Genomic DNA, 24,394 nt, shown 5'->3' with positions numbered 1-24,394 from the left:
CGTTAAAGCTTTCTTAAAAGTTGTCAAAGGTTCTGCCACAATGTGGTTAACCCTTTTGGCCTATTCGGCGCGCGAAACGAATGGAAATAGAAATTCGAGAGTGTGGCCCGCGGCTGGTCAGGCCGGCGCGCGCGTGGCCTCGACATTGGCGCCGGGCTCGGTCACGCGACGTCCGTGAGACGCGTCCAGGAGCTGCCTAATCCGGGTCGCAGGCACCGGACGGCTGAACAGATAGCCCTGCGCCTCACTGATCGTGCCGTCGGCGCTGATCAGCTCGAGTTGCTCGTTGGTCTCGATGCCTTCGACGACCACGGTCATTCCGAGATCAGCACTGAGGCGCGCCACGCCGCGCAGCAGCGTCAGCGGACGATCCGTATCGATCCCCTCGAGGAACGAGCGGTCGATTTTCACTTTCTGCAGCGGGAAATTGTGCAGATAGCTCAGGCTCGAATAGCCGGTACCGAAATCGTCGAGCGAAATCCGGCAGCCTGCTGCGTGAAGCTGCGCGAGGGCATCGTGGGTCCACTGCGTGTTACGTAGCAGCGACGATTCGGTGATCTCGATCTCGAGACGACGCGCCGGCAGCCCGGACACATCGAGGGCGTAGCGTACCTCGCTCAACACATCGCGCTGATGAAACTGCTGCGACGAGAAGTTGACGGCGACGCTGACCGCGTCCGGCCACTTCATGCATTCGATACAGGCCTTGCGCAGAATCCAGCGGCCAAGATCGACGATCAGGCCCATGTCTTCTGCGACGGGAATGATATCGACCGGCGAAACAGTGCCGCGGACAGGATGATTCCAGCGCAGCAGCGCTTCGCAGGTCGAGATGCGTCCCGACTTCAGATTGACCAGTGGCTGGTAGTAAATCTCGAATTCTTCATTGGCGAGCGCCTGGCGCAGATCCAGTTCGAGCACGCGGCGCGCCTCGACCGTCTGGGCCATCTCGTCGCGGAAGAAGCAGAAGGTGCCACGGCCGGAGGCCTTCGCACGATACAACGCCATATCGGCGTTCTTCAAAAGATTGTCAGCGCTGACATCGGGTTCCGTCAAGGCGATGCCGACGCTGGCTCCGATCTCGACCTGATGATTGTCGACCTCGTAGCGCTCACTGAGCCGTTCGACGATGCGACGCGCCAGATCGGCTGCATCATGATTTGTCTTGATGGCACGTTGGAACACGACAAATTCGTCACCGCCAAAACGGGCCACGAAGTCATCAGCGCGCAACATTTCGCGCAGCCGATCGGCGACCATGCACAACAGCTGATCGCCGCATGGATGACCAAGCGTATCGTTGACCTGCTTGAACTGATCGAGATCGACGAACAGCAGGGCCGACAGCGTGGATTGGTCCGAGCTCTTCAGCATGCGGCCGATTTCGTTCCGGAAACTGACCCGGTTCGGCAGCCCCGTCAATTCGTCAAAACGCGCCATGTGGCTGATACGCGCTTCGGAATTGCGGCGCTCGGTAATGTCTTCAAGCAGAACGACCGTGCCGCCGCCGACCATCGGCTGAAACTTCCACGACAATGCACGTTCACTCTCGTGGGCATGATCAAGGGTCGTGATTTCGGCTGCCTTCGAGCTTTCAATCTCGGTGATGATGGTCATCGCGCTGGCCGACGACACCGTCCCCGCATTGACGCAGAGCGAGACGACTTCGCGCGCAGTCACGCCGCGCTGCACGAGATCCTCTGAAATCTCCATCATTGCGGTAAAGTGATTGTTGAGCACCGCCAACCGACCATCGGCGCCAAACATGCACAGGCCGTTGGGCATGTTGTTCAGCGCCGTATCGAACTGGCCGGCGATGGAGCCGACCCGCTCGGTGGCCAGCAGCGCCTTGACGTAGACGTCATGCAGACGAAGCGTGATCCGGCGCAGGCCGACAAAGAACAGGACGTTCAGAAACGCAAAGCCGATATAGTAGAAGTCACCGTGGATAATCAGAGCCAGCGCCATCGGACCGCACGCCAGCAGCACCTGCAACTGCGCGATCTTCGGACGGCCATAGGTTCGGCCAGCACCGGCCGCGATATAAGCGACCGTCACTGCCGTACCGAGCATATGTGCGACCGGATCATCGCTTCCGAGCAGAACGACCCAACACCACAGGCCCAACGCGGCTGCATAGAGCGAGCCGCCAACCATGTAATTGAATTCCCAGCGGATCGCCTCGTCGGGCGTCAGCGCGGTCTCGCGCTTTTCATAGCGGCTAAGCTGAAGGGCCCGCAAAGCGCCAATGACGATGATCAGGGCGGCGCATGGCCACAGCAAAGGATTGCCGGTCTTCACCGCAGTCATGACTGCGCCGGTTCCGGCACAGACCGCACCGGCCAGCATCGGAATCGGGTTCTCGAACAATGAATCGACGAGCGCCGTGTAGATCGACGGCGACATCGATTTGCTGTTCGTCCGGTTGTGATCGGCGAGCTGCATCGGGCGTAAATGCGTCCTGTTCAGGCGCACATTGGTACCGGGTCCTGATGAAGTCTTTCTGAGGGAAGATCGTTAGCGAACTGTTTACGCATTCGCATAAACAGCAAATCTACTCGTGATTTCAGCACGGTGGGCAAAGTTTGCCGGGAATAGCCGGTAATCCGCCCGTCGCCGCTAATCGTTTATTTACGATAGTAATGGCGACCAGGCCGGGTCGGACGCGAAGCCAGGCGTCGGGACCTTGAGCTCGTTACGGCCGGACACGTCGACCGTAAAGAGCGACGGCCCTCCTCCCATATCGCGGAAGAACATAATCACGCGACCGTTCGGCGCGAAGGTCGGACCTTCGTTGTGATAGCCCGACGTCAGCAGCCGCTCACCGGACCCGTCGGGCTTCATGATGCCGATCGAGAACTGCCCGCCGCCTTGCTTGGTGAAAGCGATGTAGTCGCCGCGCGGCGACCAGACCGGGGTCGAATAGCTGCCTTCGCCGAACGAGATGCGCTGGGCACCGCCGCCGGTTGCCGCCATCGTATAGATCTGCGGCTTGCCGCCGCGATCCGATTCGAAGCAGATCTTCGAGCCATCCGGAGAATATGACGGCGAGGTGTCGATTGCCGGCGTGTCGGTAAGTCGCGTCGTCGATTTCGACCGCAGGTCCATAACGAACAGGTTGGAATTGCCGCCCTGCTGCAGGCTCATGATGACGCGCTGGCCATCCGGCGAGAAACGCGGCGAGAACGACATGCCCGGGAAGTTGCCGACAACCTCACGCTGGCCTGTCTCGATATTGAAGAGATAGACCTTGGGATCACCCTGGCCGAATTCCATATAGGTGATCTCTTGCGTCGACGGCGAGAACCGCGGCGTCAGCACCAGATCGGCACCACGCGTCAGGTAACGCACATTGGCACCGTCCTGATCCATCAGCGCCAGTCGCTTGACGCGGCGCTCCTTGGAGCCCGTTTCGTCAACGAAGACCACGCGGCTATCGAAATAGCCTTTCTCGCCGGTCAGGCGCTCATAGATCTGGTCGGAAATGATGTGGGCGATACGACGCCAGTATTCCGGCGAGGTGAAATATTGCTGGCCGGCCAATTGCTGACCGGTGGCGACGTCCCACAGCCGGAATTCGGCCTTCAGGCGACCATCGCCCTGCCGGGTCATGCGGCCAGTGACTAGCGCCTGTGCATTGACGGTCTTCCAGTTCACGAAGTTCGGCGGCGCGTCGATATTGATGGCCTTCTCGACGAAGGCCGCCGGATCGATCGGCGCGAACAGACCGCTGCGCTTGAGATTGTTGGTAATGACCTGCGAGACGCCGACGCTCACCTCATTGTCCGCGCCAGTGCCAGCGGAGAAATTGGGGATTGCGATCGGCAGCGGCGCGACATTGCCTTCCGTGATCTGCACGCGCGCCTGCCCGAAGGCGGTTCGCGCGCTGGTGCCCATCAGCAGACCGGTCGCCGCCATTCCTGTGATGATCTGTCGGCGGCTTGGGCGAAACAACATCGGGGGCAATCCATTCTTGTCGGTCATTATTGCGGGCTTTGCTCGGTATTCGTGATCGTCACCAGGAGTGACGTGCTCATGACCGTCGTTCGGTGAAAACGGGTTCGAAAAACTTCCACTCGTCAAAAAACGCCGTAGGCAGTTTATACGGCGCGCATTCGATGATCGCACGCAGTGCGCTCTCCTGATAGACGCGGAAATACGGCGTCGATGGATTGCTGATGGCAACCGGCGTCGTTTCCAACGACCCGTCACGCTTCAGCTTGACGCTGAAAATCGACTCGGTCATCTGCGCTTCGATGCCGCCATAGGGCTTCTTCCAGCAGCGCTCTACCTGCGACTTGAACATTGCGCCCCAAGTGGCGACGTTGTGGCTCGCATTGCCTTTCGCCAAACCCAGAGCCTCGTTCGGATTGAGGTCGGACCCCGTCACCGAATTCCGGGTCGGATCGCGCTTGTCGATCAGCGCCGCGATCTTCGACTGATCGAACACGCGCTCGGCCTTCTTGGCCTCTGCTGCCTTGGCCTGTGCTTCCGCCTTGGCCTTCGCGTCGGCGTCAGCCTTGGCTTTGGCCTCAGCCTTCGCTTTGGCTTCTGCTTTAGCCTTGGCTTGCGCTTCGGCCTTCGCCTTGGCTTCTGTTTGCGCCTTGGCGTCAGCCTCGGCCTTCGCTTCAGCCTCTGCCTTGGCGTCGGCCACCGCCGCCGCTTTGGCTTCTGCCTTTGCCTTGGCATCGGCCGCGGCTTTCGCTGCAGCCTCGGCCTTTGCCGCAGCCTCTGCCTTCGCTGCTTCGGCCGCCGCTTTCTCGTCAGTCTTCGGCTGTTCCTTCGGCGCCGTCTCGGTGATCACCGGCGGCTTCTTGTCGTCGATCTTGCCGACGGTATCCTCGACCGGCGGCTTGGCCTCGGCGACCTTCTCCACCTTCGGCTTCGGATTTTCCTTCTTGCCGGTCTTTTGACCGACCATGGACTGGCTTTCGACGCTGATGTCGACCCCGACGGAATCCTCCGGCATCACTTCCAATGCCTTGGAAGAGAACGTGAGAAGTCCCCACCCGATCACGATGACGTGCAGCGCTACCGATGCAATGAGTGTCTTGTCGACCTTCACGATCAGATTTCCAATCCTGCTCCTGCCCAGATCAACCGGCTGTTCCACGAGCTTACGTCCCCTGCTCCGGCAGGATCACGATATTGGCCTTGAACCCGGCCGCCCGCACTGTGCCGAGCAATTTCATCATGTCCGTGTAGCAGACGTCGCGGTCGCCGCGCAGAAACACGGTATTGTCCGTCTCCGACCGCGTGGCCCGGATCGCCGTGATCTTGGCGGCGAGTTCGCTTGCCGGTACCAGAGCATCGCCAACATAGGTTTCGACAGCCGAATTGCAGCCGCCGCCGGTACGCTTCACCGATACGGTGAGCGGCGGCGTATTTGCTGACACCGACTTGCCGCCGCTCGCGATCGGCAGGTCGATATCGATGGTCGAGGTCATCAGCGGCGCCGACACCATGAAGATGATCATCAACACGAGCATGACGTCGACCATCGGGGTGACGTTGATCTCGGCCATGACGGCAGCACGCCGACGCCCGCGCCGGCCTCCGCTACCACCGCCCGAGCCCATATTCATCCCCATGACAGGGTGCTCACTTCAAGGTTCAATTCGTCACCCATCAGACGCGCTCGTCGATCTGGCGCGACAGGATCGCTGAAAACTCGTCGGCAAACCCCTCCAGGCGCTGGGCCTGTTTGTTCACTTCTGACGTGAATTTGTTGTAGAAAATAGTCGCCGGGATGGCGGCGATAAGGCCGATGGCCGTGGCGAACAGCGCTTCGGCGATACCAGGCGCGACCACGGCGAGCGACGTGTTCTTCGAGGCGGCAATCGCCTGGAAGCTCGACATGATGCCCCAGACGGTGCCGAACAGGCCGACGAAGGGGCCGGCCGAACCGACCGTTGCCAGCACCAGAAGGCGGCGCTCAAGGCGCTCGACCTCGCGGGCGATGGAGACGTTCATCACCTTGTCGATGCGCATCTGCAAGCCGGTGAAGGAGCGCGCCTGGCTTTCGAAAGACCGCTTCCACTCGCGCATCGCCGCGACGAAACACGCCGCCATCGACTGCGTCGGCTTGGCGGAGAGCGCGCGGTACAGATCCTCGATGGACTCGCCGGACCAGAAGGCCTGCTCGAACCGGTCCATTGCGCGGCGTGTGCGCGCATACAGGAACATCTTGTCGATCGCGATCGCCCAGACCCACACCGAACAGCCCAGCAGTCCCAACATGACCGCTTTCACGATCCAGTGGGCCTGCAGGAACAGCGCGATCAGCGAAACGTCGGATGAAGCCAGCGGCAGGGCTGACTGCGCCACATCGGCCGGATTCATGAACGGTATCCTCTCAACGCAAAAATCCTCAATTTGCCAGCGACTTGCTCATCGCTGATGCCGCGGCCACGCATCGCGCGCGGCGCGGAACGCCAGTGCAATGTTCTTGTTGTGTCGCATGGAGGGCTTGTCCGAAGCCGAGCCTTAAATTCCCTGCCAACATGTCAAAACAAGGGCTTGCACGCGTTTCTGCGGCTTTTACCAGACGCCAGTCATGGTTAATGCGGAGTTACCAAAGCGTGTTTTGGCCGAGAAATGAAGCGGTATTCGCTTGTTCGTGAAGGGCCCGTGACAAAGCAAAACCGCCCGCCTGAATGATCAGACGGGCGGCGATGTCGGCATCGGGCGAAGGGGGCGCTACCGCCTGACGCCTATCAGTTCCGGGCTGTTAGCCCTGCGGCTGATTGTTATCCGATGGCGGGGTCGGCTTTGGGCGGTGCTGCGCCATGAACTGGTCAAACTCTTCCTTGTCCTTGGCGTGACGCAGGCGATCGAGGAAGTTCTTGAACTCGTGCTGTTCTTCCTCGAGGCGGCGCAGGGTTTCGACGCGATATTCGTCGAAGGCGCGATTGCCGGAGGTCGGCGGGCCGAAGCCGAAGCCCGACCCGAAGCCTGAGCGCTCCATGCGGTTGCGCATGCGCTCCATCTTGTACTGCATCCGCTCCATCTTGTTCTCGAAACGGCCGTTACGATCCCAGCAACCCATTTTTCTGCTCCCGAGTGTGAAGAAGAGAAGTGCGAGGCCAACCGGCCACCAGATGATAAAACCCAGCACGATCAATACGATGTGCCATGGTGAGCGCATCTGGTAGGACACCCGATCATCGGCGGGTGGACCCCATCGATTGTAATCTGCAGCGTTGGCCATTTTCCTCTCCATCAGCGGCACCATGCCGCTTGTGAATGTAAATAACATTTACATACGTAGCTCACGGCCGGATTTTGTCAAGGCGACCGCAAGGGGAGCGCCGCGAATTATTTTGGGGCGGTTCCCCAAGGACCCGATTTGGGCGCTGTAGATGTGTCGGACTTGTGGACGTTTTGGTCGGTTGGAAAGCCCAGTCCGCGCAAATAAATCAGCGCGCCGGCCTCCAGCAGGTCGTCCGGCGACATCGGCAGCTTGCGCCGCGCGGCATCGCCGCGGCCGAACAGCGAGGCCACGCCATGCGCCAGCGACCAGATATGCAGCGCCATCATCATCGCCGGTGGACGCGTCACGCCCGGCGGCGTCAAGGCGGCCAAACGTTCTGCCGCCGCACGGATCACACCGAAGGCACGTTCTCCCGCCGCGGCCAGTTCAGGACTGGAATCTACCGGGATTCCGGATTCGAACATCGCCGAATAGAAGGCCGGTTCAGTGCGGGCGAAAGCGAGATACGCCTTGCCGATCCGCTCGAAGGCCGTGACCGTATTCGGCCGGCCATCGTCCCACGCCGCCGTCAGCACCAGCTCGAACTGCTCGAAGCCACGCTGCGCGATGCTGGCGAGAAGATCGTCGCGATCGCGGAAATGGCGATAGGGCGCGGCCGCGCTGACGCCGGCCGTGCGCGCGGCATCGGCGAAGGTGAAGCCCGCAGGCCCCTTCTCCGCAATCAGCCCCAGCGCCGCCTGCAGCAGGGCCTCTTTCAGATTTCCGTGGTGATAACCGCGCTCGCCGCGGCTGTCTTTGCGCCAGCTCATGTAAAGGGCTTTAACATGAGCCGGGCCAAAAGGTCACACCAAAACGGTGTGACCGGCGCAAATTCCCTCAACAAATCAACGCCCGCCGCATGCGGAAATCCTGCGGCAGGCATGCGGCCGTGTTGCGACACGACCGTTTCATGCCCGTCGCAGTGATTTTGCCTCAGCCGAGCCGCTTCGCAGTGGTCTGCATCTCCTCGAATCCCGAGGCGACGGCCTGCACGTCCTCCGGATAATCGGCCATTTCCTGCACCTGGCGGATCTCGATCACCTCGTTGGGCGTCGCCGGGCAGCGACTGGCCCAGGCGATGGCCTCGTCGCGCGAGGCGACGTCGATCATCCAGTAGCCGCCGAGCACCTCCTTGGATTCCGCAAACGGCCCGTCGGTCACCACCGGCTTGCCGGATGGAAAGGACACCCGCGCGCCCATCGATGGCGGGTGCAGTCCGTCGCAGGTGATGAGCACACCGGCATCCATCAGCGCCTTGTTATAGGCCATCATCGACGCGACGCGCTCGACATCCTCCGGCACGGTGCCCGGCGCCGCTGTCTCATAGCCGCCGGGGATCATCAGCATCATGAATCGCATGGTCACTATCCTCGTTGATCTCGTCGCTTATTTCTTCGCGGCTTGCGCGCGCAGACGCTCTTCCTTCTCGCGCAATTCGGGTGTCAGTGCGTCGCCGAAATCCTCGGCCGCAAACACCTGACGGATCTCGATCTCGTCGCCGGCCGCGAACGGCGCGCGCTTCATCCACGCGATCGCCTCGTCCCTGGAGGCCACGTCGATCAGCCAGAAGCCGGCAATCAGATCGCGCGTTACATCGAACGGCCCTTGCTTCACCACTGGCTCACTGCCGGTAAAGGCGATGCGCGCGCCCCTCGACGTCGGATGCAGCCCCTCGCCAGCCTGCATCACGCCGGCATTGCACATCTCCTCATTGAAGTTGCCCATCGCGGTCAGCAGTTCCGTTGTCGGCATCACGCCGGCTTCGGTGTCCTTGTTCGCATGCACAATCACCATGAAACGCATCGGTCTCTCCCTTGTGGCGCTCACGTCAGCCGGGTGGAGCGAAACGGCCACCCCAAACTCGACTCTGTCAGAATGACGAAGGCGCGCCTGCGAAACCGACACAGCAAGCCAAATATTCTGATAAAAATGCAGACTAATATTCTAAGGGGTGGCATGCGTTATGGTGCACATACTATCCAGCCGAAATCGCTCGGAATTTCTGGCTGTGCCGCAACTGGTGCGCTTTTCCATGCCCCACTCTGGAAATGCGACAGAACCAACGCTGCTTACAAAAACGTTCCGGATATTTTCCTGAAGCTTGGCACCGACGGCCTCGCTTACGGCGTGGAAGTTGCCGACGATAAACGCAACCCCGCCGTCCTTTGGTCAGTGCTTGAACACAACGACGAAAAAAATCGCCCTCGAAGCACTGATCGAGGCTCCTCGCTGCGTCGTTCATCTATTTAACGATATTGTCGTTAATGTCGCATGGACCGAGGTGGAACTCATACTTGCGAACCACCGGTCAGATTTTAAGGGGCGCTATTTCTGATTGCCTCTCATGCAGCGTTCAACGAAAGTTTTGCGCGTGCTGCCCCTTTCAGAAACCATGAAGCCTCGCTGATCTGCAAGCTGCGTGCAGCTTTCGTAGGAGCGCGCCTGGCCTTGCCCTGCCGACGCACTTGAAACAAGTACGCCAATTAACAAAACCGGAAGTGCGGCAATGGCAAAGCGTTTCATAAATAGGCTCCAATGACTCTGGTGTTGCGGCGCGCCATACGAAATTTATCACTTCGTTTAAGCCACGAAAGGGCGATTGCGATTCCGAGGTTATCCAGCGCGGAGACTTCTGCGCATGACCCATTTGGGACTAGTTTTTAATAATTGCGGATTGTCTTCGTGCCGGCGCTTACAAATAACGGCAGGCGACCGCCCAACTTACTACGCCTGCCCTTCCCTTTTCCTTCGATTGGGTTGGTGGAGAAATATCCTTCTCGGCAATAAAGTGTCCCCGCAGCCACTCCGCCATGTATTGAGCCGGTGCCGACCCCGTCCACTCAGGGAATTGACTTGAAGTAAGGTCGAGGTGGCGCATGCCGCGACCTCCTGCGAAGTGAAGGACCTTCGCTGTCAGGCTTCGGTTTCGAGGGAGCATGTCCCGATCTTCGTTCAGAGGTGCCAATGCGACGACGGGCCGCTTGAGCCCTTGGTCAGAACCCATGAACAGTATTGATACATCATGCACTTTGGAGGAACATTGCCCAAGTATGCCGTGGTGGGGCTTGGCGGGATGGATCCTTTTGACCTCGAACGCATAACGGGGGCACTAGCAAGTGCCGCCCTCGATCAGTGGCGCTGGTCTGAAGCAGCGGAAACAGTCGCGAAGTGTACAGGCTCTTATGGTGCCGTGTTACTTCCAGTTGTCGGCCCTCTCCCTTTCGTAGCTGCAACTCCTTCGATGGAAAAGAGCTTCGAGGTTTACTCCGCCGGAGGCTGGCTGGACCGTGATGAGCGATATCTTGGTACGTCTACATTTCTCAGAGAGGGGGTCGCTACCGATGATGATTGCCTGCCTGCGGAACTGAGGAAGCGATCTTCTTTCTACCAAGATTTCTTGGCCCGATGCGGCCTATCCGAATTTGCAGGCGTTCGAGTCGGTCGTGGTGATCGCATCTGGAACCTGAGCATCCAAAGGACACCCCAGCAGGGTGCGTTCTCGAGGAATGAACTCTCCTGGCTGGCACAGTTGTCGCAACGGCTCGATTCAATTGCGGAGATCAGTTGCGCCCTTGAGTTTTCGAGGGGAGAAGCGGCACTCGATGCATTTCAGTTTTCAGACCGAGCTGCTTTGCTTTTGGATAGGGCCGGAAACGTAGTTCACACCAATTCGGCCGCCGATGATCTGATTGGTCCGGATTTGGCTATCTCAGGGCGTCGTGTCCGTTCGTTCGATCGCCGAGCGACAGAACGACTTGAACAGTCGATTAGAGCTTTGCTTTGGACCGGGGTTGCGTCGGTGGTGCCTCCAATAGTCTTTCCAAAGGTAAGTGACGGAAATCTGATCATCTACCCAATGCGATTGCGCGGCCTGACAGCTTCACCATTGTCTGCGTTTCACGCGATTCTGGTGATCGTCGATACACAGGCTCAACGCTCTCCCTTGGCCACGACGCTGCGGATTCTGTTCGGTCTCACACCGGCTGAGGCTCGCTTGGCAACGGCAGTGGCGAACGGCATAGATCTCGCGACATTCGCCATCGGCGCAAACGTATCAAAGGACACCGTTCGCAATCAGCTAAAAGCTGTCTTCGAAAAGACTGGTGCCAGAAGGCAGCCCGAGTTGGCGGTACTCTTGACGACACTTCTTCCGAAGAAATAGCGCGCTGGAAGCAATTATAGCTCAAACGGGTCAAGACATTTCCCGAGCCGAGCAGCACTTTCACGATATCAGAGAAGTAGAGGGCCAATAAGCGGCTGCAGACAAACCGTTGCGCGGACCGAAGCGGCAGCGACAGCAGTCAGACGATTTCGGCGTTCGAGTTACGAAGAAGACTAAATCGGCCGCTTCTACGGTCCTTGGCTCTGATCGGTCCTTGGCTCCGATCGGCGAGTCGCCCGTCAAAAAAGGGGGCGATCCCGGCTTTACTGCACGCGCTAACGCTTATCGCGTCGAATCCTCGAAACTTAATCCTAGTGTGAGCCAGTATGACTAATTTTTCGCGTCCGATCGATCGTCCTCCGTCCATTTTTCGGAAATCGGAAAACTCCTCTCCAGTTCGAGATGTCCCGGATTTGGGGACAGAGTATCATCTGGAAACTGCGCTTCCTTTCTGTTGGCTCGTCCATGACGAGACAACAGAAGAAATAAGTGCGTTCGAAAGCAGTTTCTGGTGGGGCTGAGGTCAAAAATTCAACCGGCTTTCATCCTCTTGGTTTGAGTCTCGTCCCAAAACGTCGCCAAACGCTTGGAGCACAGAAGAATCAATGCCATGCGCCCTGTCCATAAAATTTAAACCGGACAGCCCTGGCCTTGTGCCGGGTATCCACGTCTTTACCGCAAGCGAAGGCGTGGATGGCCGAGACAAGGCCCGGCCATGACGAACTCGGGCTACCCGGTCTGCTTCACAAACACCCCATCTTTATAAGTCGCGCCGAAATACACATCGATCGACCGGATGAGATCGCCCTCCAAGCCGAAGACTTCGGTGTTGCGAAAACTCTTGCCGTCTTTCGCCACGCAACGATAGGTCACGAAAGCCACATCGCCATCGACGGCGATACGCTCAAGATCATGCTGCGCGATCCAGTCGGCGACGCGCCAGCAGCGCGCGAAATAGGTCATCTTGTCGATCCCGTCATCGAACGGGCTCGTAAAGGTGAAGTCGTCCGTGAACGCATCTTCGACGGCCTTGCGGTCATTGCGCAGATAGGCTGCAAACAAGTCTCGGATGATCCTGGCCTTGTCGGCACTCATGATGCTCACTCCTCCGGAAACATGTGTGCGTACGGCTCCGCCTCCTTCACCACCCGTGCGAATGATGGACGCGCCAGCAACCGGCCGAGATAGGCGGAGACGTTGCGATGCGCGTCTCCGAACGGATGCACCTTGTTCGCGTAATAGAGCGCCGGCGCAGCCGCACAGTCGGCGAGCGTGAACGCTGTGCCCATCGCCCACACGTTCGTCGCCATCTGCCTGTCGATCATGCCGTAGGACGTGGTGAGCTGGGCCCGCGCCATGGCGACGCCATGCGGATCCTTCTTGTCAGCCGGCACCAGACGGTCGCCGACGATCTTCTGCGTCGGCGTGTGCACATAGAGATCATAGAAGCGGTCGCGTAACCGCATCTGCAGGCCGGCGTCGCCATCGGGGATGAAACGCGTGCGGCCGGGAAAATGCCGGTCGAGAAACTCGATGACGATGGAGGACTCCGGCACGATCGCGCCGCGCTCATCATCTTCCAGCACGGGGAATTTGCCGATCGGCCACAGTTTCAACAGCGCCGCGCGCTCGGCCTCGTCGCCGAGATTGACCATATGCGGCGTGAACGGCGTGTCGTTCTCGTATAGCGCGACGAGCGCCTTCCAGCAGTAGGACGACAGCGGATGGAAATGCAATGTGAGGGACAAGGGAACCTCCTATCGGTGAACGATATCGCTCGCAAACGACGCCGACAGGTGGCGCCGTGCACAGGACGAACGAGATTTTCTATTGCCGACATCCCATGGCCCTTTTTCGATGTGGCGGACGCAGAAGTCATGCAGCCGGGCCTCGGGAACAATCAAGGAATTCCAAACTGGAGCAATACTAAACTCGCGGTCTGTGGAAACGATGGTTTGCCGTTCACACCGCCTCACGCGCGCGTTACCGCCTTAGCTGAAAATTAGCTAAGGAGCGTAAGCGTGGCCATTTCCCAAACCTCACAGCGACTCTTCGGAGCGTCTATCGCAGTTCTTATGACCTTCGCGATCGAAGCTCCGGCGCAGGCCCAGAGCCAGCTTCCGCCCGTCGTTGTGGAACAGGCCAAACCGCGTGCCACGCCGGCACGTCCGCAGCGGTCGCAGGCGGCACGCTCTACAAGTCGCCGAACGGCGGCGCGCGGCAACACGGCAGCGCCTGCTGCTGCTGTTGTAGCCACAGCACCCGCTGTCCGCGCTGAAACCGGCACGAGTCCGGTACAGGGCTATTCCGCCACGGTCAGCGGAACCGGCACCAAGACCGACACGCCCTTGAACCAGACGGCACAGTCGATCAGCGTCGTCACCGCCGACCGCGTCAGGGATCAGGGCGTCAGCAGCATCCAGGAAACCCTGCGCTATGTGCCCGGCGTATTCGCCGAGCCCGGCGGCGTCGATTCGCGCAACGATTACTTCAAGATCCGCGGCCAGGACCCGAACGTCTATCTCGACGGCACACGCGTCAACAACCGCAACGAGTTCAACGAGTGGCGCGTCGATCCCTATATGCTCGAGCGCATCGAGGTGTTTCGCGGCCCCGCCTCCGTGCTGTATGGCGACACGTCGACCGCAGGCCTCGTCAACCTGATCTCGAAGCGCCCGCAGGCGGAATCCAAAAACGAAGTCGGCGTGTCGTTCGACAATTTCGGCCGCAAGCAGGTCCAGATGGACACGACCGGCAAGCTGACCAAGGACGGCGAGTGGCTGTATCGCTTCGTTGGCCTATTCCGCGACAGCGGCACCCAGGTCGATTTCGTGCCCGACAACCGCATCGTGCTGTCGCCCTCGCTGACCTGGCGCCCGACCACCAATACGAGCTGGACCGTGCTCGGCACCTATCAAAAGGACAAGACCGGCACCACCAACGGTTTTCTGCCACGCGTCGGCACGCTGGTGCCGAGCGCCAGCGGCTACATCTCGCGCGATCGTTTCGTCGGCGATCCCAACACTGATATCTACCAGACCGAAACCGGCGCCCTCAGCAGCCTTTTCGAACATCAGTTCAATGATGCGGTGAAGTTCACGCAGAACCTGCGCTACGCGCATGTCGAAGGCGTCTATCGCAGCGTCTATGCGAACGTGTTCTCGACGGACCCGTTCCTCGATCCCGCACAGCGCACGGTGAACCGCTACACGTCGAACCAGGAGGCGTCGAAGGACAACTTCACCATAGACAATAACATCCAGGTGAAGGCGCTGACCGGCGCGCTGTCGCACAAATTCCTGTTCGGCGTCGATTACCGCGACGTCAAGACGCGCGCGTCTGCCGGGGGTGGTTTCGACGCGGCGCCGTTCGACCTTTACGCGCCTGTCTATACCAGCCTGCCCGTGCCCGACCTGATTGCCGCTCCGGACACGCGGCAAAGCCAGACCGGCATTTACGGGCAGGACCAGATGCGTCTCGGTCCCTGGCTCGCCACACTCGGCATTCGTCAGGATTATGCCAGCACGCGTCGGATCGGGGAGGACAGCGACAGGTCGGCGACGACCGGGCGCGCGAGCCTGATGTATGAAACCGCGTTCGGCTTCAATCCCTATGTGGTGTGGGCGCAGTCGTTCAATCCGGTGTACTTCAGCGCGGCGTATGGCGGCAGCTCCTGCGCCGACGGTCCCTGCAAGGACCAGCGTGGCGAAACCTATGAGGTGGGCTTCAAGTACAACCCGAACTCTGTCCTGGCGATCAACGCTGCGATCTACGACACGGTCGAGAGAAACCGGCTGGCCGCATCCGCCGATATCACCAAATCGAGCCAGATCGGACAGGTCCGCATCCGCGGCGCCGAGCTGGAAGTAATCGGCAAGGTCACGCCCGATTTCGACCTGATCGGCAGCTACTCCTACATCAATGCCAAGGTGGAAAGCGGCGACAATATCGGCAACAGCGTCGAAGGCGTGCCCCAGAACCAGGCTTCGCTGTGGGGCAAGTATCGCCTGGCGGCGCTCGGCTTGCGCGATGTCACGGTCGGTGCCGGCGTACGTTATATCGGCACCTCCTATGACGAGAGCAATCTCGTCAAGATTCCCGACTATACGCTGTTCGACATGATGATCGCCTACGATCCCGGTCCCTTCCGCCTGCAGATCAACGCGAACAACATCGGCGACGAGCGCTATGTGGCGGCGTGCTACGCCCGCGGCGACTGCTATTACGGCCTCGGGCGCACGGTGCTGGGAACCGCGACCTACCGGTTCTGAGAAGAACGCCACAACCAGTTCGCGGCCGGGCTTGTCCCGGCCGTTGTCGTTCTCTAAACAGCCTGCAACGATCAAGACGATAGGGCAGGACATGACCAAGGCTGACGGCAAGGAACAGATTCGCAAGGTTGCACTCGTCACCGGCGCCGCGCGCGGCATCGGCCTTGCCGTGGCCAAGCGCTTTCTCGGCGAGGGCTATCGCGTTGCGCTGCTGGATATCGAACGCGAGCTGCTCGATGCCAGCGTCAAGGCACTGAACGATCCCGACAACACGCTGGCGCTGCATACGGATGTCTCAGACACCGCTGCTGTCGACAAGGCCTTTGCCGCCACGCAGGCCCGCTTCGGCCGGCTCGATGCACTGGTCAACAATGCCGGCATCGCGAATTTCAAGCCTCTACTCGAGACGACGCTGGAGGAATGGGAACGCATCATGGCCGTGAATCTCACCGGCCCGTTCCTGTGCACCAAGGCGGCCGCTCCGCTGATGCGCGAGCATGGCGGCGGCGCCATCGTCAACATCGCCTCGATCTCGGCGCTGCGCGCGTCCACCCTGCGCGTCGCCTACGGCACCAGCAAGGCCGGCATCATTCACTTCACCAAGCAGTCCGCTGTCGAGCTGGCGCTGCTCGGCATCCGCGTCAATGCGGTGGCCCCGGGCCCGGTGGAAACAGCGATGGCCAAGGCCGTGCATACGCCGGCGATCCGTGCCGATTATCACGATGCGATTCCGCTCAATCGCTATGGCGGCGAGGACGAGCTCGCCGACGCCATCTTCTTCCTGTGCAGCGACCGATCGAGCTATATCACCGGCCAGATGCTGGCGGTCGACGGCGGTTTCGACGCCACAGGCATCGGCCTGCCGACGCTGCGGCGCGAGGGCATCAACGGCTAGCGAAGGTCAGCGCCCGGATGACGCGCAGCAGCATCCAATTGCACGACTGCCGATTCGATCGCGCAGCTTTGCCAACTTAGAGAGATACTAATTCCAGACTAATTGTATGACGCCCCGGACGTCTTTCGGCTGCGTCGCTGCGTGATAAGTCGCCTGCATCACTTGGTAATGGGGTGCGGGCAAATGACATTCAAATCTTCCACACATCTGGGATGGCTGGTCGGAACGGCACTGCCGATGCTGGCGCTGATCACGACGCCATCGCAGGCGCAATCGCCGCAAGGCAGCACGGCATTGCCGGCCGTAGTGGTGGATCAACCCGTTCGACCGGCCGCGCGTGCGCGCGCGACCCGCCCATCGACCGCACGCGCGCGTGCAACGCGCCAGGCTGCGGCACGCAACAATGCGCCGGTTGCGGCTGCCACCGCGGCTGCCGGGGTTCGCGCGGAAACTGCCACCGGCCCAGTGCAGGGCTATCTCGCCAATCGCGGCATGGGCGGCACCAAGACCGACACGCCACTCCGCGAAACGCCGCAGTCGATCTCGGTCGTGACCGCCGATCGCATCACCGACCAAGGCGGCCTGTCTGTCCAGGAAACCCTGCGCTATGTGCCCGGCGTGACCGCCGATCCGTTCGGCGGCGATGCCCGCGGCGACTACACATTGATCCGCGGCCAGGAGCCGAGCCGCTATCTCGACGGCATGCAGGGCTCGCGGCTCAGCCAGGTACTGGAATGGCGCCGCGATCCCTACGCGCTGGAGCGCATCGAGGTGCTGCGCGGGCCATCGTCGGTGCTGTATGGCGGTTCGTCCACCGGCGGCGTGCTCAACGAAGTATCGAAGCGCCCGCAGGCCGAATCCCGTAACGAGATCGGCGTGCAGTATGGTTCCTTCGACCGCAAGCAATTGCAGATGGACTCCACCGGCAAGCTGACCAAGGACGGCGAGTGGCTGTATCGCTTCGTCGGCGTGCTGCGCGACTCCAACTCGCAGGTCGACTACGTGCCGAACGACCGCATCCTGCTGGCGCCGTCGCTAACCTGGCGCCCGACCAATGACATCTCCTGGACCGTGCTCGGCAACTACCAGAAGGACAGCTCCAGCTCGTTCAGCGCCTTCCTGCCCATCGAAGGCGTGCTGAAGCCCGGCCCCAACGGCTTCATCCCGGTCAACCGCTTCGCCGGCGAGCCGAATTACGATCGCTACAACATCACCACCGGCGGCGTCACCAGCCTCTACGAGCAAAGCTTCGGCGATGTGCTGAAGATCAAGCAGAGCTTCCGCTACAGCCACACCGACGGCGATTACGCCATCATGTATCCGGATCTGTATTCCAACCCCACCAATCCATTCCTCGACGCCGGCCGGCGTACCGTGCAGCGGATCTATTATGCCCGTCAGGCCGCGAAGGACGCCTTCACCTCCGACAGCAATGCCGAAATCAAACTGCAGACTGGCGCGGTGTCGCACAAGGTGCTGGTGGGCATCGACTATCTCGGCCTGCACGAGAAAACCCGCAGCGGCAGCGGCCTCGATCCGCGGCCATTCGATCTGTATGCGCCGGTCTATAGCAGTTTCTCGGCGTCGCTGACCGACGATCCCCAGGCACAGCAGGGCCAGACCGGCTTCTATGCCCAGGACCAGATGCGGCTGGGCCCGTGGCTGGCGCTGCTCGGCGTGCGGCAGGACTATGTCAGCTATAGTGTCGAGGGACTGCCCACCCAGAACGACAGGGCCACCACCGGCCGCGCTGCGCTGATGTACGAACTGCCGTTCGGCGTGACGCCCTATGTGTCCTGGGCGCAATCGTTCAACCCGGTATTCGGCGCCAACACCTGCGAAAGCGGGTTCTGCAAGCCGGTGCGCGGCGAGCAGTTCGAGGTCGGCTTCAAGTACAATCCGTTTGCCGGCACCGCGATCAATGCGGCGATCTACGACACCACCGAGCGCAACCGGCTGTCCTCCGGACCCGGCGTCTTCTCGATCCAGACCGGCCAGGTGCGGATCAAGGGCCTTGAGCTGGAAGTGCTGACCAGCGTCACACCCAATCTCGACCTGATCGGCGCCTATGCCTATACCGACGCGCGGATCGAGTCCGGCGACAATGCCGGCAAGCGCGTCGCCAGCGTGCCGCAGCAGCAGGCCTCATTGTGGGGCAAATATCGCCTGGCCTCGCTCGGCCTGCCTGAGGTCACCGTCGGCGCCGGCGTGCGTTACATCGGCGAATCCTGGGACGGCATCGACGTGCTGCGCACGCCGGACTACACGCTGTTCGATGCCATGGTGCGCTGGGACAACGGCCCGTGGCGGCTGCAGTTCAATGCGACCAATATTGCCGACACCCGCAACATCGCCACCTGTCTCTCGTTCGGCGACTGCTTCTACGGCATGGGCCGCACGCTGCTCAGCACCGCGACGTATCGGTTCTGAGGCAACGAGGCAGCAGGTCTGCACTAGAGAACGCGCAGACCCAGCATAAAAAAGGCCAGCGCGCCGGTGGATGCCGCCGTGCGCACGTGGTTCCAGCCGGTCCAGACCGACAGATAGCGCGTCCACAGACTTGCAGTCTCGGCGCTGTCGGCAGGCGCGGCAGCGAGCGCGTCGTTCAGTGGCACGTTGAAGACAACGGTGACGAGGAAGGTACCGACGGTATAGAGCAGCGCACCCGTGACGAGATAGGGTGACGCCGGATGCGACCAGTTCAGCACCGCGATCACGGCGATGAGGACGCTGAGCAGCACCGTGCCCATGAAAGCGGTGAGGAACAGCGGACTGAGGATCGTGCTGTTGATCGACTGCATCGCGGCAATACCGGCCGGCGCCGGCAGCTTGCCGAGCGCGGTCATCACCGTGACCGAGAATACGAAGAACAGCCCGGCCATCAAGCCGGAGCCTATTGCTGCCGCAAATGTCAGGCCGAACGACATTCGTCCCATCCTCACCTCGACCCTGTCGGTGCTCAGCCTAGCAGTTTTACTACTCCGCGAGCTGCGGCGAAAGTTCGCGCGGGCGCAGCGTGGCGATACTGACGGCAAGCGCACCAACCGCCGTGCAGGCGATGGTCGCAACCATCGGCAGCGAGGTGCCATCGAAGAACAGCCCGGACACGCCGATCATCACGCCGCCACTGACCATCTGCAGCGTACCGCCCAGCGCCGATGCGATGCCCGCGATGGGGCCATGATTCTCCAGCGACAGCACCATGGTGGACGGGATCACCAGACCGAGGAAGGCGAAGGACACGAACAGCAGCGGGATCAGCACGGCAAGACTGCTGAAGCCGGCCAGTGTCAGCGCCAACAGCACGACTGCGAAAAACGCATAGGCCGACACCGCCGCCATCACCACGCGGCCCATGCCGAAGCGGCCACCGAGATAGCCAGCGAATTGAGAGGCGCCGATGAAGCCGATGGCGTTGACCGAGAAGGCCAGGCTGTATTGCGTCGGCGTCAGGCCGTAGTGACCGATATAGACAAAGGACGATGTCGCCAGGAACGCGAAGAAACTCGCCATGCCGAGGCCACCGATGAAGGTGAGTCCGAGAAAGTGCCAGTCGCGCAGCAGCTCGCCGAAGCTGCCGAGCACATTGCGCACACTGCCCGAGATGCGCTCATGCGCGGGGCGCGTCTCCGGCAGCAACGAGGCCACCAGCACAAGGGCAATGACAGCTGCGATGGTCGTTGCGACGAACACCGCACGCCAGCCGAACGGCACGATCAACGCGCTGCCGCCGAGCGGCGCGAGGATCGGCGATACCGAGAATACCAGCATCACCAGCGCCATGAGTTTCGTCGCCTCAGGGCCGGTGTGCAGATCGCGAATGATGGCGCGCGGGATCACGCCCATGGCGGCGGCGCCGAGTCCCTGGACGAAACGGAACGCGATCAGCCACGCCACACCCGGCGCCAGCGCGCAACCAATCGACCCGGCGATGAACAGCGTCAGACCCGCATAGAGCGGCGCCTTGCGGCCATAGACGTCGGATAGCGGACCATAGGCGATCTGGCACAGGCCGAAGGCGATGAAGAACGCAATCAGCGTCATCTGCGTTGCCGAGGTCGTGGTGTGCAAATCGGCGGTGATCGCCGGCAGCGCCGGCAGATACATGTCGATGGCGAAGGGACCGACGGCGGAGAGCAGGCCGAGCACGACGGCGTTGCGGGTAAAGGCGGACATGGGATTTTCTTTTCTTGTTCAACGTGGCCGCGACGCATCTTCGATCGCTGATCATGACACGCCGGCTGGGATGAGGAGCAAGGCACAGCCTCTCACAACACCAATGATCTGACGGGGCGCCTTGTAGCGGAAGCGAGCTCTACACGCCAATCAAGCGGTTGGCATCGCGCCCCGCCCCTCACCCGCCGCGAAGACGCGGCGACCTCTCCCCGCGCAAGTGCGGGGAGAGGTTAGAAAGAGCGTACGTTGCCCAATCACTCCATCGCGCAGTTGATCATCCAGGGCGCACCGAATTTGTCGACACACATACCAAATCCCTTTGACCAGAACGTGGCGCCGAACGGCATCTTGATGGTGCCGCCCTCGGACAATGCCGCGAAGACCTTGGCGCCATCTGCAGGATCCTGGATCTGCAGACAGACCGACATGCCCTGCATCTTCTCGAAATAATCCGGCGGCGCGTCCGAGGCCATGATGACCTCGCCATCGACCGAGATCTGGCCATGCAGAACCTTCTTGGCCATCGACGGTGGCATCTGTTCCGCCGCGGGCGAGCCTTCCACATGCATGATGACGTCGATCTTGGCCCCGATCGCCTTCACATAGAAATTGAGGGCCTCTTCGCAATTGCCGTTGTAGTGAAGATAGGGATTGACCTGCATCGCTCTTTCCTCCTGTTAAAAACTCTGGTTTCGGATCGGGATCATCGCGCGCATGGCGGGATCGCGCAGGTACAGCCCACCCCATGCCATCACGCCGATGTAAAGGCCAAACAACAGATGCGTGAACAGCGGGCTGTCGACACGCAGATGCGTCGCCATCGCGCCGCCGAGAAGCCAGGTGAGCAGAATGGCGCCGAAAACGGACGTGCGCGGGATCGCGTACAGCAATGCGCAGAGCAGCGTGAGAACGCCAAGGCCGCGCGCCTGCGCCATACTGCCGCTATAGCCGAGCTGCTGCATGGTCTCGGTAACCTCCTTGATCGGCACCAGCTTGATGCCACCATCCATCACGAGAAAGAGAATGACGAGGCCGCTGAGAATGCGGCCGATCCAGAGCGCGGTACGGGAAACGGGCATGAAATGGTCCTGCGGTTCGAATAGCTGCCGATGTCTCAAAGACGAGCGGCATCGACGCAATCCGACACCGCTATGAAATTATTTTGGAGCAGCCGCCTTGTTCTTCGCCTGATTCTTGGCCTTGGTCGCAACCTTCGCCCGCGGCTTGCTCTCCAGCATCAGCCGGTCGAGATGCATCCGGATGTGATCCGCCTCCGTCGAGGTATTAGCCAAAGCGATGGCGCGGTTGAAGCTTTCCCGCGCTTCATCGTTGCGGCCGAGTTGCATCAGATATGCGCCTTGCACGCCGAAAAAGTGGAAATAGTTCGAGAGCTTTGCGGCCAATGGCGCGATCATCTCCAGCGCCGCTTCGGGACCGCGCACTTTCGAGACCGCCACCGAGCGGTTGAGCGTGATCACCGGCGACGGCTGCAGAATTTCCAGCGAGCCATAAAGCAGGTCGATCTGTGCCCAGTCGGTGTGTTCCGGCTTGGCCGCACGCGCATGCAACGCGGCAATGGCCGCCTGGATCTGATAGGCGCCGGTGCGGCGATGGCGCATCGCCTTGTCGATCAACGCCAAGCCTTCGGCGATCATCTTGCCGTTCCACAGCGTGCGGTCCTGATCGTCGAGCAACACCAGCGCGCCATTGGCATCGAAGCGCGCCGCCGAACGGGCATATTGCAGCAGCATGAGCGCTGCGAGGCCCATGATCTCCGGCTCAGCCGGAAACAGCTTGAGCAGCAGCCGTCCCAGGCGGATCGCCTCCTCGCATAATGGCGCGCGCAGATCGATGCTCTCGCCTGACGCCGAATAGCCCTCGTTGAAGATCAGATAGAGCATGGCGGCCACGGCCGCGAGACGCTCGCTGCGTTCCGGCGCGCCTGGCGTCTCGAACGGCACATTGGCCTTGGCCACGGCAGATTTGGCGCGGGTGATGCGCTGTTCCATCGCAGCGTCCGAGACAAGAAAGGCGCGGGCGATCTGCTTCACCGTCAGGCCCGAGACGATCCGCAGTGCCAGTGCGATCTGCTGCGTCGCGGGGAGCTGCGGATGGCAGCAGATGAACAACAGCCGCAGGATATCGTCGCGATAATGCGATCCATCGAGGCGCTCGGCGAGCTCGCTCTCGGCATCGTCCAGATCGGATATCGCGTGGTCGTCCTCCGGCAACGGCTGCTGTTTCGCCCCACGGCGGATATCGTCGATAGCCACGTTGCGACCGACCATGATCAGCCAGGCCGCGGCATCGCGCGGCGGGCCATTTTGCGGCCAAGTCTTCAGCGCGCGCAGGCAGGCGTTCTGGAACGCCTCCTCCGCGGTGTCGAGGTTACGGAAATAGCGCAGCAGCGCGCCAAGCGCCTGGGGACGCGCCGAGGTCAGCGCCGCATCGATCCAGGCGACATCAGTCATGGCTGGAACGCTCCGTGGAAGACGCCGATCGGGCGAATTTCATAGGCGCCGCCGGGATTGGCGCGGCCGAGTTCCCCGGCAATCTCCAGCGCGCCGTCGAGATTTTCTGCCTCGACCACATAGAAGCCGAGCAACTGTTCCTTGGTTTCAGCGAAGGGGCCGTCCAGCACCACCGGCGGCTCGTCCTTGCGCAGCGTTGTCGCCGCGGTGGTCGGCAGCAGTCGCGCAACGGGACCGAGCCGGCCCTGCTGCGCGAGCTTGCCGTGCACAACGGCAAGCTTCGCCATCACGGCGTCGTCTTCGTCCTTCGACCAGCCGCCGACAACGGCTTCATCATGGTAGCAGAGGATGGCGTAAAGCATGGAGTCTCCTTGGATGAAAGACGGTCGGCATCGTGCGATCCCGACAGGTTAGCGGAAATTATTGTTGGGAGCGCGGCGACGTGGAACACGTCATGCGGAGGACCGGCATAACAGGCCGACCGCCTTCTGCAGGAACGCCTCCAGCTCTGCGCGCGGAACACCGGCACGGGACCGGATCGAGAGCATATTCAGTATCGCAGACGCCATCTGCGACAGCGTGGGAACATCGATCGTCTCCGGCAATTCGCCGCGCGCGACGGCGGTCTTGAAACACCAGCCAAAGGCGTCATCGAGCTCGACAAAATTTTCGCGCATCATCGCGCCAATCTCCGGATCGGCGATAGCGTCGGACGCCACCGTCATGACAGCAAAACAGCCGCGCGGCGCGGTATCGCCTGTGGTGTAGATGTCGAGTGCCGCATCGAAGAACCGGCGCAGCCGCTCCCGGATGTCGATATCGGCCTTGAAGATCGCGATGACCCGGACGGTGTAGTCGTCGCGATAGCGCTGGTAGCTCTTGATATAGAGCGCGCGCTTGTCGCCGAAGGCGCCGTAGAGCGACGGCCGGTTCATGCCGGTCACTTCGCTGAGATCGTCGAGCGACGTCGCCGCATAACCGCCTTTGCGAAACAGCGCCAGGGCCTGACCGATCGCCACGTCGGGCTCGTAGGCGCGTGGCCTGCCGCGGCGCTTCGGCTCGGTGGCCACCTCCGGCTTCGCCACGACGACGGGCTTTTTCTTTTTTTGTACCATTTCGCATTAAATCCCTTGACCGAATTTATATTATGCGAGACGGTACGAAAAT

At 61.0% G+C, this 24,394-nt stretch carries 24 protein-coding genes; 5 read left to right on the top strand and 19 right to left on the bottom strand.

The features are described 5' to 3' along the window. Positions 1–117: 117 nt before the first annotated feature. The 9 genes from SFY93_RS09775 to SFY93_RS09735 form a co-directional block, all read right to left on the bottom strand. The gene (locus SFY93_RS09775; protein WP_320446940.1) at positions 118–2,445 is read right to left on the bottom strand and encodes a putative bifunctional diguanylate cyclase/phosphodiesterase; all 2,328 of its coding nucleotides are present in this window, start codon (positions 2,443–2,445) and stop codon (positions 118–120) included. 186 nt (positions 2,446–2,631) lie between these two features. After that, entirely contained in the window at positions 2,632–3,957 is a 1,326-nt protein-coding gene (gene tolB, locus SFY93_RS09770; RefSeq protein WP_320446939.1) for a Tol-Pal system beta propeller repeat protein TolB, read from the bottom strand. A 76-nt stretch (positions 3,958–4,033) separates the two neighbouring features. After that, positions 4,034–5,065, bottom strand: a complete 1,032-nt coding sequence (gene tolA, locus SFY93_RS09765; RefSeq protein WP_320446938.1) for a cell envelope integrity protein TolA — start codon at positions 5,063–5,065, stop codon at positions 4,034–4,036. A 52-nt stretch (positions 5,066–5,117) separates the two neighbouring features. Next, the gene (locus tag SFY93_RS09760; protein WP_320446937.1) at positions 5,118–5,591 is read right to left on the bottom strand and encodes a biopolymer transporter ExbD; all 474 of its coding nucleotides are present in this window, start codon (positions 5,589–5,591) and stop codon (positions 5,118–5,120) included. Between the two features lie 37 nt (positions 5,592–5,628). Next, positions 5,629–6,342: a protein TolQ gene (gene tolQ, locus SFY93_RS09755; RefSeq protein ID WP_089261977.1), complete on the bottom strand. Its 714-nt coding sequence runs from the start codon at positions 6,340–6,342 to the stop codon at positions 5,629–5,631. A 388-nt stretch (positions 6,343–6,730) separates the two neighbouring features. Continuing rightward, positions 6,731–7,210 (bottom strand): DUF2852 domain-containing protein, encoded by a 480-nt coding sequence (locus SFY93_RS09750; protein ID WP_089263604.1) that lies wholly within the window; start codon positions 7,208–7,210, stop codon positions 6,731–6,733. Between the two features lie 107 nt (positions 7,211–7,317). Continuing rightward, positions 7,318–8,022, bottom strand: coding sequence for a TetR/AcrR family transcriptional regulator (locus SFY93_RS09745; RefSeq protein WP_089261979.1), 705 nt, complete (start codon positions 8,020–8,022; stop codon positions 7,318–7,320). Between the two features lie 163 nt (positions 8,023–8,185). Beyond that, a complete protein-coding gene (locus tag SFY93_RS09740) occupies positions 8,186–8,611 on the bottom strand; it encodes a YciI family protein (protein ID WP_320446936.1) in 426 nt (141 codons plus the stop codon). A 27-nt stretch (positions 8,612–8,638) separates the two neighbouring features. Next, positions 8,639–9,055, bottom strand: a complete 417-nt coding sequence (locus tag SFY93_RS09735; protein ID WP_320446935.1) for a YciI family protein — start codon at positions 9,053–9,055, stop codon at positions 8,639–8,641. 72 nt (positions 9,056–9,127) lie between these two features. Here SFY93_RS09735 and SFY93_RS09730 point away from each other — a divergent pair, with 72 nt between their 5' ends. Further along, positions 9,128–9,502, top strand: coding sequence for a hypothetical protein (locus tag SFY93_RS09730; RefSeq protein ID WP_320446934.1), 375 nt, complete (start codon positions 9,128–9,130; stop codon positions 9,500–9,502). A 75-nt stretch (positions 9,503–9,577) separates the two neighbouring features. Here SFY93_RS09730 and SFY93_RS09725 read toward each other — a convergent pair whose 3' ends face one another. Next, positions 9,578–9,775, bottom strand: coding sequence for a hypothetical protein (locus SFY93_RS09725; RefSeq protein WP_320446933.1), 198 nt, complete (start codon positions 9,773–9,775; stop codon positions 9,578–9,580). Positions 9,776–10,292: 517 nt separating this feature from the next. Here SFY93_RS09725 and SFY93_RS09720 point away from each other — a divergent pair. Further along, on the top strand, positions 10,293–11,414 hold the full coding sequence (locus SFY93_RS09720; protein ID WP_320446932.1) for a helix-turn-helix transcriptional regulator: 1,122 nt from the start codon (positions 10,293–10,295) through the stop codon (positions 11,412–11,414). Between the two features lie 729 nt (positions 11,415–12,143). On the opposite strand, the gene SFY93_RS09715 is transcribed toward SFY93_RS09720, so the two are convergent. Both SFY93_RS09715 and SFY93_RS09710 read right to left on the bottom strand, forming a co-directional pair. Next, positions 12,144–12,509 (bottom strand): nuclear transport factor 2 family protein, encoded by a 366-nt coding sequence (locus tag SFY93_RS09715; protein WP_320446931.1) that lies wholly within the window; start codon positions 12,507–12,509, stop codon positions 12,144–12,146. A 5-nt stretch (positions 12,510–12,514) separates the two neighbouring features. After that, the gene (locus tag SFY93_RS09710; protein ID WP_320446930.1) at positions 12,515–13,162 is read right to left on the bottom strand and encodes a glutathione S-transferase family protein; all 648 of its coding nucleotides are present in this window, start codon (positions 13,160–13,162) and stop codon (positions 12,515–12,517) included. A gap of 327 nt (positions 13,163–13,489) precedes the next feature. Here SFY93_RS09710 and SFY93_RS09705 point away from each other — a divergent pair, with 327 nt between their 5' ends. The 3 genes from SFY93_RS09705 (at position 13,490) to SFY93_RS09695 (ending at position 19,010) form a co-directional block, all read left to right on the top strand. Next, positions 13,490–15,685 carry a TonB-dependent siderophore receptor gene (locus SFY93_RS09705; protein ID WP_320446929.1) on the top strand — a complete coding sequence of 732 codons (2,196 nt, stop codon included), beginning with the start codon at positions 13,490–13,492 and terminating at the stop codon, positions 15,683–15,685. 91 nt (positions 15,686–15,776) lie between these two features. Further along, on the top strand, positions 15,777–16,580 hold the full coding sequence (locus SFY93_RS09700) for an SDR family NAD(P)-dependent oxidoreductase (protein WP_320446928.1): 804 nt from the start codon (positions 15,777–15,779) through the stop codon (positions 16,578–16,580). Between the two features lie 183 nt (positions 16,581–16,763). Beyond that, the gene (locus tag SFY93_RS09695) at positions 16,764–19,010 is read left to right on the top strand and encodes a TonB-dependent siderophore receptor (RefSeq protein ID WP_320446927.1); all 2,247 of its coding nucleotides are present in this window, start codon (positions 16,764–16,766) and stop codon (positions 19,008–19,010) included. 23 nt (positions 19,011–19,033) lie between these two features. Here the strand turns inward: SFY93_RS09695 and SFY93_RS09690 are convergent, their stop codons facing one another. The 7 genes from SFY93_RS09690 to SFY93_RS09660 form a co-directional block, all read right to left on the bottom strand. Continuing rightward, positions 19,034–19,507, bottom strand: a complete 474-nt coding sequence (locus tag SFY93_RS09690; protein WP_320446926.1) for an anthrone oxygenase family protein — start codon at positions 19,505–19,507, stop codon at positions 19,034–19,036. A gap of 49 nt (positions 19,508–19,556) precedes the next feature. Further along, complete coding sequence (locus tag SFY93_RS09685; RefSeq protein WP_320446925.1) at positions 19,557–20,756, bottom strand: multidrug effflux MFS transporter; 1,200 nt, start codon at positions 20,754–20,756, stop codon at positions 19,557–19,559. Positions 20,757–21,010: 254 nt separating this feature from the next. Beyond that, on the bottom strand, positions 21,011–21,418 hold the full coding sequence (locus SFY93_RS09680; RefSeq protein ID WP_068733526.1) for a VOC family protein: 408 nt from the start codon (positions 21,416–21,418) through the stop codon (positions 21,011–21,013). A 15-nt stretch (positions 21,419–21,433) separates the two neighbouring features. Continuing rightward, complete coding sequence (locus SFY93_RS09675) at positions 21,434–21,835, bottom strand: DoxX family protein (protein WP_320446924.1); 402 nt, start codon at positions 21,833–21,835, stop codon at positions 21,434–21,436. A 78-nt stretch (positions 21,836–21,913) separates the two neighbouring features. Then, positions 21,914–23,227 (bottom strand): RNA polymerase sigma factor, encoded by a 1,314-nt coding sequence (locus SFY93_RS09670; protein WP_320446923.1) that lies wholly within the window; start codon positions 23,225–23,227, stop codon positions 21,914–21,916. Next, positions 23,224–23,589, bottom strand: a complete 366-nt coding sequence (locus SFY93_RS09665) for a YciI family protein (protein WP_315840736.1) — start codon at positions 23,587–23,589, stop codon at positions 23,224–23,226. Before SFY93_RS09665 ends, SFY93_RS09670 begins: the two co-directional genes overlap by 4 nt. Positions 23,590–23,679: 90 nt before the next feature. Next, positions 23,680–24,342, bottom strand: a complete 663-nt coding sequence (locus SFY93_RS09660; RefSeq protein WP_309947460.1) for a TetR/AcrR family transcriptional regulator — start codon at positions 24,340–24,342, stop codon at positions 23,680–23,682. Between the last annotated feature and the right edge of the window lie 52 nt (positions 24,343–24,394).

Source organism: Tardiphaga sp. 42S5 (assembly GCF_034044155.1).
GTDB classification, from domain to species: domain Bacteria; phylum Pseudomonadota; class Alphaproteobacteria; order Rhizobiales; family Xanthobacteraceae; genus Tardiphaga; species Tardiphaga robiniae.
This window is presented reverse-complemented; position numbering and strand designations above follow the sequence as displayed.